The following is a 15,880-nucleotide window of genomic DNA, read 5'->3' on the forward strand; positions in this document are numbered from 1 at the left end:
CTTTGAGGTATCGGTTAATACATGGCGTCAGACACAAAAACACCGTGCAGGTTCACGGTGTTGTCTCTGTTTGTCAGTGATAGCGTCATGGTGTCATTAACCGGTCATTAAAAATCTGATTTACAGAAATCGCAACGCCGAACTATATCACTTGCGCTATTCACCGACAAACGCAACCCGTTAATATAAATTAATTACTTCGCGATTTTTCCGATTGATTTACGGGTCAGTTCCCGCGCCTGTTTATCAATAATAAGGACATCATCAATTGACTGAGGTTCCGTAAACCGGTGATTTTCCACTACCATACGGTTTATTTGCGCGATATCTGTGAAACGGATTCTGTTTTGTAAAAATGCCTGCACGGTTTCTTCATTTGCGGCATTCATTGCCGTGGTTGCCGCCTGCCCGTCATCACAGGCGTCGATCGCCAGTTTCAGGCACGGATAACGGTTATAATCCGGCTCAGTGAATGTCAGGCCGCCCATACGGGTGAAATCAAGACGTTCAGCCCCGGCGGTGATACGCCCCGGATAACTCATGGAATAGCTGATCGGGGTACGCATATCCGGGGTACCCAGCTGCGCGATAATGCTGCCGTCAGTATAGCGGACCATGGAGTGGATGACCGACTGCGGATGCACAATCACTTCCATTTGTTTCGCTGATGCATTAAAGAAATAACGCGCCTCAATATATTCAAGACCTTTATTCATCATCGTGGCGGAATCCACGGAAATTTTACGTCCCATTGACCAGTTCGGGTGCGCGCAGGCCTGATCCGGCGTCATATTGGCCAGTTCAGATAAGGTGGTTTCGCGGAACGGGCCGCCGGAGCCGGTCAGGATAATGGAATCAATACCGGCGGCAGTCAGGTCAGCATGCCCGAGCGATAACTGTACGCCGGTTGGCAGGGACTGGAAAATCGCATTGTGTTCACTGTCGATAGGAAACAGTTCAGCGCGGCTGGTGCTCATGGCGGCAAAAAACAGACGCCCGCTGGTAATCAGCGCTTCTTTGTTCGCCAGCAGAATACGCTTGTCAGCGCGGATAGCCGCGAGGGTCGGCAGCAGCCCGGCCACACCGGTAATGGCAGCCATGACCTGATCCACCTCATCCGACTGAACCACTTCACAGATAGCAGCACTGCCGCTGAGCACTTCGGTTGCACTGCCGTGGAGTTTCAGCTGAATGCGCAATTCACCGGCAGCCACTTCGTCGGATAACACCGCATAGCGGGGTTTAAATTCCAGACACTGTTCAAACATCGTCTGAACATTTTTCCCGGCAGCCAGAACCACCGCACGGAACAGGTCCGGATGCTGACGAATAACCGAGAGTGTGTTTTTACCGATAGATCCCGTGGATCCGAGAATGGCCAAACCTTTCATGATAAATACTCAATGTGACTTTATCGTTATTTCGAATCGCAAAAGTATAGCACTTTGGTCAACGGAGGGTGAGAAGTCATTTCCGCAACTGATAAGTAAAAAAATAGTGCCCTCAGGCACTATTTCTGTATGTTCTGTTCAGCACAGCATCCGGATCAGAATTCCATCAGCTCTTTTTCTTTTGCTGCCAGTGCATCATCGATTTTTTTGATAAACAGATCAGTCATTTTCTGAACGTCGTCCTGGGAACGGCGATCATCATCTTCACTGATTTCTTTGTCTTTCAGCAGTGCTTTGACTTTATCGTTCGCATCACGGCGGACGTTACGCACAGCAATACGACCCTGCTCAGCGTCACCACGGACCACTTTGATCAGGTCTTTACGGCGTTCTTCAGTCAGTGCAGGAAGCGGAACACGGATAACCGTACCGGCAGATGACGGGTTTAAACCGAGGTCAGAGGCCATAATCGCTTTTTCGATAGCCGGTGACATGGAACGGTCAAACACAGTGATAGCCAGGGTGCGTGAATCTTCCGCAACCACGTTAGCTAACTGGCGCAGCGGAGTCGGTGTACCGTAATATTCAACAACGATACCGTCCAGCAGGCTCGGGGAAGCACGGCCGGTGCGCACTTTACTGATTTGGGATTTCAGCGACTCGACGCATTTTTCCATGCGTTCCTGCGCGTCTTTCTGGATTTCATTAATCACGTTATGAGTCCTTGGAAACGGGTAATTTTTCAGACCGTGCCTGTCGCGCGGCCCGCATTATAATTTTGGCGAATCGATTTATAAATGATACCGTCAAATTCCGCCGGTGTCCCGGCGTTTAGTCACGCGAAATCAAGGTACCTTCGTTCTCGCCCATCACGACACGGCGTAATGCGCCGGGTTTGTTCATGTTGAAAACACGGATTGGCAGGTTATGGTCACGGGCCAGGGTAAAGGCCGCCAGATCCATCACTTTCAGTTCGCGTTCCAGCACATCCTGATAGTTGAGTTTTTCATACAGCACCGCATCCGGGTCTTTGGCCGGATCGGCTGAGTAAACACCATCCACTTTTGTGGCTTTCAGTACCACATCCGCTTCAATTTCGATCCCGCGCAGACAGGCCGCAGAATCCGTGGTAAAGAATGGGTTGCCTGTTCCGGCAGAAAAAATAACCACACGACCGTGACGTAAAAGACTGATTGCCTCAGCCCAGCTGTAATTGTCACAAACGCCGTTGAGCGGAATCGCAGACATCAGCCGCGCATTCACATAAGCGCGATGAAGTGCATCACGCATTGCCAGACCGTTCATCACGGTTGCCAGCATACCCATATGGTCACCGACAACGCGGTTCATACCGGCTTCGGCCAGCCCTGCGCCGCGAAACAGATTGCCCCCGCCAATAACGACACCGACCTGAATCTGCAGTTCAACCAGTTCCTTAATTTCCTGCGCCATACGGTCAAGTACAGTCGCATCAATTCCGAAACCTTCATTCCCTTGTAAAGCCTCGCCACTGAGCTTCAGCAGAATACGTTGATAAACAGGTTTTGCATTGGTAGCCATGGTGTTCTGTCCTAAACAGATGAATTTATTGCCAGAGATACCCGGACGGATGCCCGGATGATAAACAGGGGTACGACAGATAAAACAGAACCGCCTTCCGGCGGCTCTGATATGCAATGATTATTTGCTCATTGCCGCGACTTCTGCAGCGAAGTCAGCTTCAGCTTTCTCGATACCTTCACCCACTTCGAAACGGATGAATGCGGTCACGTCTGCTTTGTTTTCTTTCAGCAGGTCGCCGACAGATTTGCTTGGTTCCATAACGAACGGCTGACCGGTCAGAGAGATTTCGCCGGTGAATTTGTTCATACGGCCGATAACCATTTTCTCTGCGATTTCCTGAGGTTTACCGGACTGCATTGCGATATCCAGCTGGATTTGTTTCTCGTGAGCAACAACATCAGCAGGAACATCTTCAGGTTTGGTATATTCAGGTTTGCTTGCCGCAACGTGCATAGCAATGTGTTTAACCAGTTCTTCGTTTGCGCCGGTTGCAGCAACCAGAACACCGATACGTGCGCCGTGCATATAAGAACCAACGATGTCGCCTTCTAAGATAGCAGCGCGACGGAAGCTGATGTTTTCACCGATTTTAGCAACCAGTGCAACACGCTGTTCTTCGAATTTCGCAACGATAGCTTCTGCATCAGCCGTTTTCTCAGCCATAACGAAATTCAGGATGTCCTGTGCAAATGCCAGGAAACCGGTATCTTTTGCAACGAAGTCTGTTTCACAGTTAACTTCGATCAGTGCGCCGAATTTAGCATCTGCGCTGACAGCAGATAAGATAACGCCTTCAGCAGCAACGCGGCCTGCTTTTTTCGCTGCTTTTGCCTGGCCGGATTTACGCATGTTATCGATAGCTAATTCGATATCACCGTTTGCTTCAACCAGTGCTTTTTTACATTCCATCATACCTGCGCCAGTACGTTCACGCAGTTCTTTTACCAGTGCAGCGGTAATTCCAGACATGTTATTTCCTCGATGAGCCTGCAGAAACTGTTTCTGCGGGGAGTTGTTCGTATATCAGATGCGTATAGGGAGCCATGACGGCTCCCTAACCATTTGCAGCAATACCTGGTTAATAAGAGCGCTCAGAGAGCGGACTCAGATTATTCAGCGGCTAATTCTTCAGCCTGAACAGCCAGATCCTGTGAACGGCCTTCGCGGACAGACGTCGCGACTGCGCCCAGGTACAGCTTGATTGCACGGATTGCATCGTCGTTACCGGGGATGATGAAATCAACACCGTCCGGATCAGAGTTAGTATCAACGATAGCAAATACAGGGATACCCAGGTTGTTTGCTTCTTTGATTGCAATGTGCTCGTGCTCAGCATCGATAACAAACAGAGCGTCAGGTAAACCGCCCATGTCTTTGATACCGCCCAGGCTATTTTCTAACTTACCAAGTTCACGGGTACGCATCAGCGCTTCTTTCTTGGTCAGTTTGTCAAAAGTACCGTCCTGAGACTGTGCTTCCAAATCTTTCAGGCGTTTGATTGACTGACGGACTGTTTTCCAGTTAGTCAGCATACCGCCTAACCAGCGGTGGTTCACGAAGAACTGGTCACAGCTGATTGCAGCTTCCTGTACCGCTTCGCTTGCAGCACGCTTGGTACCTACGAACAGGATTTTACCTTTGCGTGAAGCGATTTTGTTCAGTTCAGCTAATGCATCGTTGAACATCGGAACAGTTTTTTCCAGGTTGATGATATGCACTTTGTTACGGGCACCAAAGATGAATGGTTTCATTTTCGGGTTCCAGTAACGAGTCTGGTGACCGAAGTGAACGCCCGCCTGGAGCATATCGCGCATGGAAACAGTAGCCATTTTAAACCTCTGTAAATAATAAGTTGGGGTTATGCCTCCACGAATCCCATGCTGCCGACTCCCTGTCAGCGTTAAGCTTCGGAGCACCCCGGCGCACGTGCCGATTCGTGTGTGTTATAACAGTTGAGTTAATTTAAGTTTCCGGCAACCGGGCAAAATACACGGAATGCCGGCGCGCTTTATACCATAAAAGCCGCAGTGATACCACATTTTCTTCAGTTTTCATGCCGGCGCTTATCCGTTGTCCGCCGGGTTTCCGCGCAATGATTGGCATCCTTTTCTCCGGCTGATAACATACTGCGTCTCAGTACCAGTTTCCTAAGTAAAGTAACGGGCATTCCCGGTTCGGATATCAATAATTATGGCAATTACAATCAAAACAGAAGACGACATCGCGAAGATGCGTGTCGCCGGTCGTCTCGCGGCTGAAGTGCTCGAAATTATCGCCCCGCATGTTGTGCCGGGTGTCAGTACCGGTGAACTCGACCGTATCTGTCACGAGCATATTACGGTAAAACAGCAGGCCATTTCCGCCTGTCTCGGTTACCACGGCTTCCCGAAATCTGTCTGTATCTCCGTCAATGATGTGGTCTGCCACGGCATTCCGAGCGAAGATAAAATCTTAAAAAACGGTGATATTGTGAACATCGATGTCACTGTTATCAAAGACGGGTTCCACGGTGACACCTCCGCCATGTTTATCGCCGGAAAACCGACGATTCAGGGCGAGCGCCTGTGCCGCGTGACACAGGAGAGCCTCTATCTGGCACTGCGTATGGTCAAACCGGGCATCCGCCTGCGGACTATCGGCGCGGCTATCCAGAAATTCGCGGAAGGCCATGATTACTCTGTCGTGCGCGACTACTGCGGTCACGGTATCGGCGAAGGTTTCCACGAGGAACCGCAGGTGCTGCATTATGACGGCGATGACGGCGGCGTGGTGCTGAAAAAAGGCATGGCATTTACCATCGAGCCGATGCTGAATACCGGCGATTACCGCATCCGTACCATGAAAGACGGCTGGACCGTCAAAACCAAAGATCGCGGTTTATCCGCACAATATGAACACACGCTGGTTGTCACCGATGACGGCTGTGAAATCATGACCCTGCGTAAAGATGAGGAAGGTGCGCTTTCCCGTATTCTCGTTGCGCAGTAACCGCCCTGTATTCATGTCCGGCACACATGCCGGGCATGATACCTCCCCGCCGTCAGGACGCTGAGGAATAAAACCTGAATGACAACTTCCCCCCGGAAATCCGCCTGTATCATTATTGGTATTGCCACACTGATCCTGCTTGTCATGCTGGTGCCGTTTTATTTCCTGACCAAATCGTTCGGCTGGTGGCAGAAAGAGTTTGTTGCGCGCGGGTATGCTGTCGGTGTGCAGATCCACCAGAATGTTTACGAACTGAATTTGTTTGATCTGGCCTTTACCAAACCGGTGTTTGATCACCAGTCAGTGTATGTCCCTGCAAGCAATCTCGGTTCCTATTTCACGCTGATTGCGTTGTCACAACAGTCGTTTCCGACACGGAAAAACATCCTGCTGCCGACAGAAAACCCCTATTTCAACGGCCGGATCAGCATCACCGCCCTGAATATTGATACCACCGCGCTGGCAACCGAGAGCAGACAGTACCTGAATGCCGGGAAGAGCTACCGCATCACCCGTCTGACCGTCTCACCCGATCGCGCTCTGTTCAGTTTCAGTACCGATGATAACGCGCCGGAAATCCTGCAATCCTCCCCGTACCTGAAGGATATCGTCAATCAGGGTATGTGCCGCACAGACGGACAGAGCAGCGGCTGCGGGATCGCCGAAGATACCTATATTAACCTCAGTGATGTCCTGCATAACTACTTCCGCAGCTGCCTGATTTACCGGGTGGATGATGAAAATAAACGCATTATTCTGCAGTTTATCCCGATGCCCGGCCCGGTACTGATATAACCCCGGCGGACCGGCAAAAAACTGGTTATTTCCCCGCTGACGCAGTAACCTTGCAGCAGAACGCCTCTGCCACAAGGATCCCGTATGGACAACGCCCGGAATACCGCATCAGCCCTGAAACCCGCCTCACCATTATCCTTTACCGATGATGATTTGCAGCTGCCGGTGCTGCGGGAACACCTGGAGCATTACCGCCGCTGGCAGGCGGAGGCTTTCCGTGAAGGTCAGCCGGTTCATACCCTGCTGCTGACCCGCAGTGATTATATCGATCAGCTGCTGATCCGCCTGTGGCAGTTTTTCTGTTTTGATGAGGTGGCGGATTTCGCCCTGGTGGCGGTCGGCGGTTACGGTCGCCGGGAACTGCACCCGCTGTCGGATATCGATATCCTGCTGCTGAGCAGAGCCCCGCTGCCGGAAGCGCTCACACCGAAAATCGGTGAGTTTATTGCCGTGCTGTGGGATCTGAAACTGACGGTCGGCCACAGTGTCCGCACCCTCGATGAGTGTCTCCGCGAAGGGCTCGGCGACCTGACTGTCGCCACCAACCTGATTGAATCGCGCCTTATCTGCGGCACCCTGCCGCTGTTCCTGCAGTTACAGCGGCAGATATTTAATGACAGCTTCTGGCCGTCACCGCACTTTTTTGCCGCCAAACTGGCAGAGCAGAAAGAGCGCCACGCCCGCTATCACAGCACCAGTTATAACCTGGAGCCGGATATCAAAAGCAGTCCCGGCGGGCTGCGTGATATCCACACCCTGCTCTGGGTGGCCCGCCGTCATTTCGGCGCAACCTCGCTGTATGAAATGGCCGGTTCCGGATTCCTGACCGATGCCGAGCGGGAAGAACTGAATGAGTGTCTGGATATGCTCTGGCGCATCCGCTTTGCCCTGCATCTGTCCCTCAGCCGCTACGACAACCGCCTGCTGTTTGACCGCCAGCTCAGTGTGGCGGAGCAACTGGGATATGACGGCGAACACAATCAGCCGGTCGAGCGGATGATGAAAGCCTATTACCGCGTCACCCGCCGCGTGTCCGAACTCAATGAGATGCTGCTGCAATTGTTCGACGAAGCGATTCTGCACGCCGGGCACCACGATACCCCCAAACCACTTGATAAAGATTTTCAGCTGTACGGCCACCGTATCGGGCTTATCCGTGATTCGCTGTTCAGTGAGGATCCCGCTGCCATTATGCGGATGTTTTACCGCATGGCCTGCGATGACACCATCACCGGCATTCATTCCGGCACACTGCGTCAGCTGCGCCATGCCCGGCGCCACCTCAGCCGCCCGCTGATGGAGTATCCGGAGGCCAGAGAACTGTTTATCGCGATCCTGCGCCATCCGCGCGGTGTGAGCGCCGCGTTTGTTCCGATGCACCGCCACGGCGTGCTGGGTGCCTATATGCCGCTGTGGGGCAATATTGTCGGGCAGATGCAGTTCGATCTGTTCCATGCCTATACCGTGGATGAACACACACTGCGGGTGCTGGGGAAAATCGATACTTTCAGGCTGGAATCCGAACGGGTGAATCATCCGGTCTGTGTGGATGTCTGGCCGAAACTGCCGCAGCCGGAACTGCTGCGCCTCGCGGCTCTGTTCCACGATATCGCCAAGGGCAGACAGGGCGATCATGCCGTTCTTGGTGCGGCAGATGCACGGGAATTCTGTGAATATCACGGCCTGAATGAAGCAGATACCGATCTGGTCAGCTGGCTGGTGGAAAAACACCTGCTGATGTCGGTGACCGCACAGCGCCGGGATATTCAGGATCCGGAAGTGATCCGTACCTTTGCCGCTGAGGTACAGAGTACAGAGCGGCTCCGTTACCTCATCTGCCTGACCGTTGCCGACATATGGGCGACCAATGCCTCACTCTGGAACGGCTGGCGGCGCAGCCTGCTGCGCGAGCTGTTTATCAGCACCGAGAACCAGTTATTACGCGGGGTGCATAACAAACCGAATCTGCGTCAGCGGATCCGCCACCACCGTGACCGTGCGCTGGCGCTGCTGCGCCAGGACGGTGCCGATGAACAGAAACTGAACCGGTTCTGGTCGCGCTGTCATGCGGATTATTTTCTGCGCCATACCCCGGAGCAGCTTGCCTGGCACGCCGGGGCGCTGCTGAAAAATGATATGGCATCACCGCTGATCCTTATCAGTAACCAGCGCAGCCACGGCGGCAGTGAAATTTTTATCTGGTGCAACGACCGTCCGTCCCTGTTTGCTTCGGTGGTCAGCGAGCTGGATCGCCGCAATCTCAGTGTCCAGAATGCCCAGATTTTTACCAACCGCGACAATATGGCAATGGATTCCTTTGTGGTGCTGGAGCCGGACGGTAAGCCTCTCGCTGCCGATCGCCATGACACCATCCGCAAATCACTGGCGCGTGCGGTCACCACAGATTATGTACCGAACCACCGCACCCGGACCGCGCCCGCCAAACTGCGCCATTTTGATGTGCCGATGCGGGTGAAATTTATTGACAATAAACGCGGCCTGCGCAGCTACATGGAATTATATGCGCTGGATAAACCCGGGCTGCTGGCACAGGTCGGTCAGATTTTTGCCGGACTGGATCTTCAGCTGCACGGCGCACGCATCACCACAACCGGCGAAAAAGTCGAGGATATTTTTATTCTGACGGATAAGGAGAATAAAGCGCTGGATAAAAATATTCAGGAAGAACTGACTGAGCGGTTGACAAAAGCCCTCAATTCAAAGGATAAAACAGAGTAAATTCATCAAAGCACCAGATAAAAGGAAACTAACACCGATGCAGCAATTACAGGCCATTATTGAATCCGCCTTTGAAGATCGCGCCGCTGTGACACCGGCAACTGCCACCCCGGCACTGCGTGACGCAGTTAATCAGGTGATTGAGTTACTGGACAGCGGAAAACTGCGGGTCGCTGAAAAAATCGGCGGCACCTGGGTGACACATCAGTGGCTGAAAAAAGCAGTGCTGCTCTCTTTCCGTATCAGTGACAATCAGGTGATGGACGGGGCTGAATCCCGTTATTTTGATAAAGTCCCGATGAAATTTGCGGATTACGACCAGGCCCGTTTTGAGCGCGAGGGATTCCGTGTGGTACCGCCTGCGGCAGCCCGCCGTGGTGCATTTATCGCCCGCAATACCGTGCTGATGCCGTCTTACGTCAATATCGGTGCCTATGTGGATGAAGGCACGATGGTGGATACCTGGGCGACAGTCGGCTCCTGTGCGCAGATCGGTAAAAATGTGCATCTCTCCGGCGGTGTCGGTATCGGCGGGGTATTAGAGCCGTTACAGGCCAATCCGACCATTATCGAGGATAACTGCTTTATCGGCGCGCGTTCCGAAGTGGTGGAAGGGGTGATTGTGGAAACCGGCTCGGTAATTTCCATGGGCGTGTATATCGGCCAGAGCACCAAAATTTATGATCGCGAAACCGGCGAAATCCATTACGGCCGTGTCCCGGCGGGTTCTGTGGTGGTCTCCGGTAATCTGCCGTCAAAAGATGGCCGTTACAGCCTCTATTGTGCGGTGATTGTCAAAAAAGTGGATGAAAAAACACGCGGCAAGGTCGGAATTAATGAATTGTTACGCACCATAGACTAATCTCAGAAATAGCGGATAATAACTCCGCTATTTTTTTATCTGTGCATCTTATCTTCCGCCTTTTGCGGCGGAAACAGGACAGAATAACAATCAATAGGTGGCGCACATGTACGACAATTTAAAAAGTCTGGGAATTACGCATCCTGAAGATATTGATCGCTATACTCTTCGTCAGGAAGCGAACAATGACATTCTGAAAATCTATTTCCGTAAGGATAAAGGTGAGTTTTTTGCCAAAAGCGTGAAGTTCAAATACCCGCGTCAGCGCAAGACTATCCAGGACGCACAGGGCTTCAAAGAGATTAATGAGATCAACAGCAACCTGCGTTATGTCATTGAAGAGCTGGATACCATCTGCCAGCAGACCGAAAGCGCAATGCCGGAAATCGATCTGAAACGTAAGATCCTCGACGATCTCCGCCATCTGGAACATGTGGTGTCCAATAAGATCGCTGAAATTGAAAGCGATCTGGAAAAACTGACCCGCAAGTAAGTAACCGGATGAAACAGTGCCGCAGTGCTGCAACGCCGCTGCGGCATTAATTTTCCGTGATCAGCTGACCAGTGCCGCCCACGCGGTCAGCCACGACTGTGCGAATTCTTCCGGTGCGGCAACGTCTGCGCCGTCAATCACCAGCATCTCACCGATACGCTGCACATGCTGTTCCTGCAGTAACTCATTGAACTGACGGCCGCCGCCGGCGAAATTATCATAACTGCTGTCACCCAGCGCGATAATACCGTAACGCAGTGACGGCTGGTAACCGATGTCATCCCGCAGGCCGGCAAACAGTTCGCGGATATTATCCGGCAGATCGCCCTGCCCGGTGGTGGAGGTGATCACCAGCACCACATCCGTGAGATAATCTTTCCACTGCGACAGTTCCGGTTCATCAAATAACACCACTTCATGACCGGCCTGCTCCAGAATGGTCTGTGCCTCTTCCCCCACAGCCAGCGAGTTGCCGTAAACTGTGCCGATAAAAATACCGATACGAGCCATTATCCGTCCTTTTTCATCAGTAAAATCAAATTATTAATAAATCAGGGTAATGTCCAGCCAAGCTGTTCCGCCACCCGCTGCCAGGTTTCATCAAAACCGGCATGCAATACCAGCGGCTCTCCGCTGACCGGATGTGTCAGCGCCAGTTCCGATGCGTGCAGCATCAGCCTGCGGCTGCCGAAATGTTCTGTAAAGCCCCGGTTCTGACGCAGATCGCCGTGTGCGGTATCACCGATAATCGGATGCCGCAGATGCTGCATATGGCGGCGCAGCTGGTGTTTACGTCCGGTTTCCGGTTTCAGTTCTGTCAGGGTAAAACGGGATGTGGGATAGCGACCGATAGCCACCGGACACTCCACTTTCGCCAGCGGACGATAGTGAGTCACCGCCGGTTGCGCCGGTTTTTCCGCCGCAAATTTATCAGCAATTTTATCCAGCTCCTCCACCAGCGGGTAATCCAGCGTCGCCGTTTCTTCTATCCAGCCGCGCACCACCGCATGATAGGTTTTCTGCATTTCATGCCGTTCAAGCTGTTGTGACAGCAGCCGCGCCACCTCTGATGACAGCCCCATCAGCAGCACGCCGGAAGTCGGTCTGTCGAGACGGTGAACCGGAAAAACATGCTGACCTATCTGGTCGCGCAGTGTCTGCATCACAAACACTGTTTCATGACGGTCAAGCCAGCTGCGGTGTACCAGCCATCCTGCGGGTTTATTCACCGCGACAATATGTTCATCCTGATAACAGATTTCCAGTAATGGTTTTTCCGGTAATGTTTTTTCCGGTAATCGCTTGTCCTGCAATGATCGTGTCACGCGAAAAGCCCGTCCAGTGCCCGTAAATGGTCAAGCAGCACCAGATAGCGTGCCGCCTGTTCGTCCCCTCTGTAGTGCTCTTCAAAATACGGGGCTATCTGAAAGGCGGACGGCAGTACCGCGCCCTGTTCAATCATGGCATACAGACGCGGGATAAGGATCCACTGTAACCACTCATGGGCATTCATAGTATCCACCGCAAACGGCAGTTCGCTTTCAAATGCGTCTGCTGCCGGAGGCTGCCCCTGCCACAGATCGACGGCGCGCATCTCGTTCTCGATGTCCGTCAGGATCGCAGTAATCTGCTGATGTTTTGTCATAACTGAAACCTGTTTACGCTGTAAAATTCATTTTCCGCAGCCAATGCCGCTGATATCTGTAGCGTAACATTGAGGTCAGATAAGTAAAAATCAATTCCTGTCCGGAAGACATAAAAAGGGATAACGGGGATTTGCGGGGGATTAGAAACGAGGGGGAAAAATCCCCCCTCGTTTCTAATAAAATAACATCCTGTCTCTGCTGAAAATACATCCGTGTATTTCCGTCCACTTCCTTATGGGCACAGACAGCATGCCGCAGCACGGCGTGGCAGACAATAATACCGGCGCTAAATCACCGTGGCATAAAAACATTAATTAACTGAATTTAAAGATTATTTACAGTAATCCGCAATTTCCCGGCAAGTGGTATTACAGTTATCTCCGGTAAAATCCCACACTGCTGTCAGTGATATTTATACCGGGCATACCGCCGTCAGCTGTGACAGGAACGATGCGGTGTCCGCTGCCAGCACCCGGCGCTTTGTGGTGCCGAACGTTTCGAGGATCACTTCACCGCTCAGGTTACAGACAGAAATCATGTCAAATTCCGATTCCAGCGTGGCGATAAACTGTGTCGGCGGCAGTTTGAGGCGGCGCTGCGTGACCAGATGACCAATCAGGTTTTCCTGTAAGCGGATAAAATCATCCTCACTCCAGACCTGTACCAGACTGAGCTGAATGTCCTCAAAAACGGCCTGCATATCCCCGGCAAACTGCTGCGTGTAAAATTCACTGATATCCGGGTGCAGCTGAATATCCAGCGCTTTTTCAACCGGCTGCAAATGCGTGTCTGCGGTGAATTCCGCCGGTTCCCAGTACACACACTCATCACCTGTGCGGATAATACACGGGGAAGGAATACCATAAAGATCGTGACTGATCGGCGGTAAACCTGTTTTTTCCTGCCATAAACCGACATAATGCCGGGTAAACTGATGTAACGCCTGAGAAACTGTGCGGGTCATATCGCAAAACCTGTTAAACATAAAAGTATCATGCCGCTATAGTAACGTATGACAGACTGTATTGGCGACAGGCGGTACTATTTTTCACCTGAGGTAAAAGGGTTATTTATGTCTCTGTATGAAGGAAAGGCGGAACTGGCGTCACTGACGCTCGGTAAAAAAACCGGTTATGAGCAGCATTACAATCCCGCTCTGTTACAGGGTGTGCCGCGCAGCCTCAACCGGGATGCACTGCATCTGCATGCGGATGATCTGCCTTTTCGCGGCGCGGATCTGTGGACCCTCTATGAGCTTTCCTGGTTACAGCCGAACGGCGTGCCCTGCATTGCACTCGGCTATGTTTCTCTCGATGCCGCCGGGCTGAATCTGATCGAATCCAAGAGCTTCAAACTCTATCTCAACAGCTTTAACCAGACAGTATTTGCCTCTGCGGATGATGTCCGCCGCATACTCGAACAGGATTTAAGTGCCTGCGCACAGGGTGCGGTGACGGTGGAACTGCTGCGCCCGGATCAGTTCACGGAACAAAAAATCATTGATTTTACCGGCGAATGTATTGATTATCAGGATATTACGATTACTGATTATCAGTTCAGCAGTGATTATCTTATTGATGCTGTCAATAAAAATGACGATGTCGTTGAAGAAACGTTAGTCAGCCACCTGCTAAAATCAAATTGCCTGATTACACAGCAGCCTGACTGGGGCTCCGTTGCCATACAGTATCGCGGGCCTGAAATTGATCGTGAGAAACTGCTGCGGTATCTGGTGTCATTCCGCAACCATAACGAGTTTCATGAGCAGTGCGTTGAGCGGATTTTTACCGATCTGAACACACACTGCCGCCCGGTTGCCCTGACTGTCTACGCCCGTTATACACGGCGCGGCGGGCTGGATATCAATCCGTGGCGCACCAATACGGACTTTACACCGTCTGCGGACCGTCTTGCCCGTCAGTAAGGCAGACAGCGCGCAACCTGTACGACTACAATTTATCCACGGGATAACAAGGAGTTTTACTTGATCACACATATCAGCCCGTTAGGCTCTATGGATCTGCTTTCCCAGCTTGAAGTTGATGTTCTGAAACGGACAGCAAGCAGTCACCTGTACCGTCTGTACCGCAACTGTTCGCTGGCGGTGCTGAATTCCGGCAGCCAGATGGATAACAGTCATGAATTACTGTCCCGTTTCCCGGATTTTGATATTAACGTGCTGCGCCGTGAGCGCGGGGTAAAACTCGAACTGGTGAACCCGCCGCAGAATGCGTTTGTTGACGGCAAAATTATCCGCTCACTCCAGGCGAACCTGTTTGCCGTGCTGCGCGATATCCTGTTCGTCCAGACCCAGATCTCCGATGCCGAGCGCTGCCGCGGCCTGAATCTGGACAACAGCGCACATATCACCAACCTGATTTTCTTTATCCTGCGTAACGCCCGCGCCCTGCATATTGATGAAGATCCGAATATGATCGTCTGCTGGGGCGGCCACTCCATCAATGAAACCGAATACCTGTACGGGCGTAAAGTCGGCAACGAGCTGGGGCTGCGTGAACTGAATATCTGTACCGGCTGCGGGCCGGGTGCGATGGAAGCGCCGATGAAAGGCGCGGCTGTCGGTCATGCCCAGCAGGGGTACAAAAACAGCCGTTTTATCGGTCTGACCGAGCCGTCCATTATTGCTGCCGAGCCGCCTAACCCGCTGGTGAACGAGCTTATCATCATGCCGGATATCGAAAAACGGCTGGAGAGTTTTGTCCGCCTGGCACACGGGATCATCATCTTCCCGGGCGGGGTCGGGACAGCTGAAGAGCTCCTCTATCTGCTCGGAATACTGATGCATCCGGACAACAAAGATCAGGTACTGCCGCTGGTGCTGACCGGGCCGAAAGAGAGCGCTGACTATTTCCGTGTGCTCAATGATTTCGTCATCAACACCCTGGGCGAAGAAGCCACCCGTCATTATCAGATCATTATTGATGATCCGGTGGAAGTTGCCCGTGTGATGAAACGCGCCATGCCGGAAGTGAAAGACAACCGCCGCAGCACCGGGGATGCTTACAGTTTCAACTGGTCAATTAAAATTGCCGGTGATCTGCAGCATCCGTTTGAACCGACCCATGAAAATATGACCGCGCTGAACCTGTACCGCAATCAGGAGCCGGAAAAACTGGCGGCCGATCTGCGCCGTGCGTTCTCCGGTATTGTCGCCGGTAACGTGAAAGAAAACGGTATGCAGGCCATTGCACAGCACGGGCCGTTCAAAATACACGGCGAAGAGGCCATCATGCAGCGGATGGATGTCATGCTGCGCGGGTTTGTTGAACAGCACCGGATGAAATTACCGGGCGGCACGGCTTACGAGCCATGCTACGAAATCATCCGCTGATACTTTTTATCTGAACTGTTTCCCCGCCGCCGGCGGGGAAATTATATATAG

16 protein-coding genes are annotated in these 15,880 nt (G+C 52.2%); 7 read left to right on the top strand and 9 right to left on the bottom strand.

Annotation, left to right across the window (positions count from 1 at the left end):
- Window positions 1–194: 194 nt before the first annotated feature.
- From ispC to rpsB, 5 genes are all read right to left on the bottom strand, one after another.
- Window positions 195–1,391, bottom strand: coding sequence for a 1-deoxy-D-xylulose-5-phosphate reductoisomerase (gene ispC, locus U868_RS0113470; protein ID WP_025153753.1), 1,197 nt, complete (start codon window positions 1,389–1,391; stop codon window positions 195–197).
- Between the two features lie 155 nt (window positions 1,392–1,546).
- A complete protein-coding gene (frr, locus tag U868_RS0113475; protein ID WP_004242216.1) occupies window positions 1,547–2,104 on the bottom strand; it encodes a ribosome recycling factor in 558 nt (185 codons plus the stop codon).
- Window positions 2,105–2,222: 118 nt separating this feature from the next.
- Window positions 2,223–2,951 (bottom strand): UMP kinase, encoded by a 729-nt coding sequence (gene pyrH / locus U868_RS0113480; RefSeq protein ID WP_015422460.1) that lies wholly within the window; start codon window positions 2,949–2,951, stop codon window positions 2,223–2,225.
- A gap of 120 nt (window positions 2,952–3,071) precedes the next feature.
- Window positions 3,072–3,923, bottom strand: coding sequence for a translation elongation factor Ts (tsf, locus tag U868_RS0113485; RefSeq protein ID WP_025153754.1), 852 nt, complete (start codon window positions 3,921–3,923; stop codon window positions 3,072–3,074).
- Between the two features lie 140 nt (window positions 3,924–4,063).
- Entirely contained in the window at window positions 4,064–4,783 is a 720-nt protein-coding gene (rpsB, locus tag U868_RS0113490; protein ID WP_004242214.1) for a 30S ribosomal protein S2, read from the bottom strand.
- A gap of 361 nt (window positions 4,784–5,144) precedes the next feature.
- Here rpsB and map point away from each other — a divergent pair, with 361 nt between their 5' ends.
- From map to U868_RS0113520, 5 genes are all read left to right on the top strand, one after another.
- Window positions 5,145–5,942: a type I methionyl aminopeptidase gene (gene map, locus U868_RS0113500; RefSeq protein ID WP_004237221.1), complete on the top strand. Its 798-nt coding sequence runs from the start codon at window positions 5,145–5,147 to the stop codon at window positions 5,940–5,942.
- Window positions 5,943–6,020: 78 nt separating this feature from the next.
- Window positions 6,021–6,737, top strand: a complete 717-nt coding sequence (locus U868_RS0113505; protein WP_025153755.1) for a hypothetical protein — start codon at window positions 6,021–6,023, stop codon at window positions 6,735–6,737.
- A gap of 84 nt (window positions 6,738–6,821) precedes the next feature.
- A complete protein-coding gene (glnD, locus tag U868_RS0113510) occupies window positions 6,822–9,476 on the top strand; it encodes a bifunctional uridylyltransferase/uridylyl-removing protein GlnD (protein ID WP_025153756.1) in 2,655 nt (884 codons plus the stop codon).
- A gap of 37 nt (window positions 9,477–9,513) precedes the next feature.
- Entirely contained in the window at window positions 9,514–10,338 is an 825-nt protein-coding gene (dapD, locus tag U868_RS0113515; RefSeq protein ID WP_004242209.1) for a 2,3,4,5-tetrahydropyridine-2,6-dicarboxylate N-succinyltransferase, read from the top strand.
- A 106-nt stretch (window positions 10,339–10,444) separates the two neighbouring features.
- Window positions 10,445–10,831 (top strand): DUF3461 family protein, encoded by a 387-nt coding sequence (locus U868_RS0113520; RefSeq protein ID WP_004237217.1) that lies wholly within the window; start codon window positions 10,445–10,447, stop codon window positions 10,829–10,831.
- Window positions 10,832–10,891: 60 nt separating this feature from the next.
- Here U868_RS0113520 and U868_RS0113525 read toward each other — a convergent pair whose 3' ends face one another.
- The 4 genes from U868_RS0113525 to syd all read right to left on the bottom strand — a co-directional run bounded on the left by U868_RS0113525 (window position 10,892) and on the right by syd (window position 13,441).
- Window positions 10,892–11,341, bottom strand: coding sequence for a flavodoxin (locus tag U868_RS0113525; RefSeq protein ID WP_025153757.1), 450 nt, complete (start codon window positions 11,339–11,341; stop codon window positions 10,892–10,894).
- 41 nt (window positions 11,342–11,382) lie between these two features.
- Window positions 11,383–12,156 (bottom strand): tRNA pseudouridine(65) synthase TruC, encoded by a 774-nt coding sequence (gene truC, locus U868_RS23665; RefSeq protein WP_205275512.1) that lies wholly within the window; start codon window positions 12,154–12,156, stop codon window positions 11,383–11,385.
- On the bottom strand, window positions 12,153–12,476 hold the full coding sequence (locus tag U868_RS0113535) for a YqcC family protein (RefSeq protein ID WP_025153758.1): 324 nt from the start codon (window positions 12,474–12,476) through the stop codon (window positions 12,153–12,155). The genes truC and U868_RS0113535 overlap by 4 nt, the downstream gene beginning before the upstream one ends.
- A gap of 413 nt (window positions 12,477–12,889) precedes the next feature.
- A complete protein-coding gene (gene syd, locus U868_RS0113545) occupies window positions 12,890–13,441 on the bottom strand; it encodes a SecY-interacting protein (RefSeq protein WP_025153759.1) in 552 nt (183 codons plus the stop codon).
- A gap of 108 nt (window positions 13,442–13,549) precedes the next feature.
- Between syd and queF the strand changes: the two genes are divergently transcribed.
- The gene (queF, locus tag U868_RS0113550; protein ID WP_025153760.1) at window positions 13,550–14,401 is read left to right on the top strand and encodes an NADPH-dependent 7-cyano-7-deazaguanine reductase QueF; all 852 of its coding nucleotides are present in this window, start codon (window positions 13,550–13,552) and stop codon (window positions 14,399–14,401) included.
- Between the two features lie 60 nt (window positions 14,402–14,461).
- Window positions 14,462–15,829, top strand: a complete 1,368-nt coding sequence (gene ppnN / locus U868_RS0113555) for a nucleotide 5'-monophosphate nucleosidase PpnN (protein WP_025153761.1) — start codon at window positions 14,462–14,464, stop codon at window positions 15,827–15,829.
- Window positions 15,830–15,880: the final 51 nt, after the last annotated feature.

The organism is Morganella morganii H1r (assembly GCF_000633515.1).
In the GTDB taxonomy this organism is placed as follows: Bacteria; Pseudomonadota; Gammaproteobacteria; order Enterobacterales; family Enterobacteriaceae; genus Morganella; species Morganella morganii_B.

What these genes read in the sequence shown, in the direction of transcription:
- ispC (WP_025153753.1), bottom strand. Translation starts at nt 1,391, where the DNA reads ATGAAAGGTTTGGCCATTCTCGGATCCACGGGATCTATCGGTAAAAAC.
- pyrH (WP_015422460.1), bottom strand. Translation starts at nt 2,951, where the DNA reads ATGGCTACCAATGCAAAACCTGTTTATCAACGTATTCTGCTGAAGCTC.
- tsf (WP_025153754.1), bottom strand. Translation starts at nt 3,923, where the DNA reads ATGTCTGGAATTACCGCTGCACTGGTAAAAGAACTGCGTGAACGTACT.
- rpsB (WP_004242214.1), bottom strand. Translation starts at nt 4,783, where the DNA reads ATGGCTACTGTTTCCATGCGCGATATGCTCCAGGCGGGCGTTCACTTC.
- map (WP_004237221.1), top strand. Translation starts at nt 5,145, where the DNA reads ATGGCAATTACAATCAAAACAGAAGACGACATCGCGAAGATGCGTGTC.
- U868_RS0113505 (WP_025153755.1), top strand. Translation starts at nt 6,021, where the DNA reads ATGACAACTTCCCCCCGGAAATCCGCCTGTATCATTATTGGTATTGCC.
- glnD (WP_025153756.1), top strand. Translation starts at nt 6,822, where the DNA reads ATGGACAACGCCCGGAATACCGCATCAGCCCTGAAACCCGCCTCACCA.
- dapD (WP_004242209.1), top strand. Translation starts at nt 9,514, where the DNA reads ATGCAGCAATTACAGGCCATTATTGAATCCGCCTTTGAAGATCGCGCC.
- U868_RS0113520 (WP_004237217.1), top strand. Translation starts at nt 10,445, where the DNA reads ATGTACGACAATTTAAAAAGTCTGGGAATTACGCATCCTGAAGATATT.
- U868_RS0113525 (WP_025153757.1), bottom strand. Translation starts at nt 11,341, where the DNA reads ATGGCTCGTATCGGTATTTTTATCGGCACAGTTTACGGCAACTCGCTG.
- U868_RS0113535 (WP_025153758.1), bottom strand. Translation starts at nt 12,476, where the DNA reads ATGACAAAACATCAGCAGATTACTGCGATCCTGACGGACATCGAGAAC.
- syd (WP_025153759.1), bottom strand. Translation starts at nt 13,441, where the DNA reads ATGACCCGCACAGTTTCTCAGGCGTTACATCAGTTTACCCGGCATTAT.
- queF (WP_025153760.1), top strand. Translation starts at nt 13,550, where the DNA reads ATGTCTCTGTATGAAGGAAAGGCGGAACTGGCGTCACTGACGCTCGGT.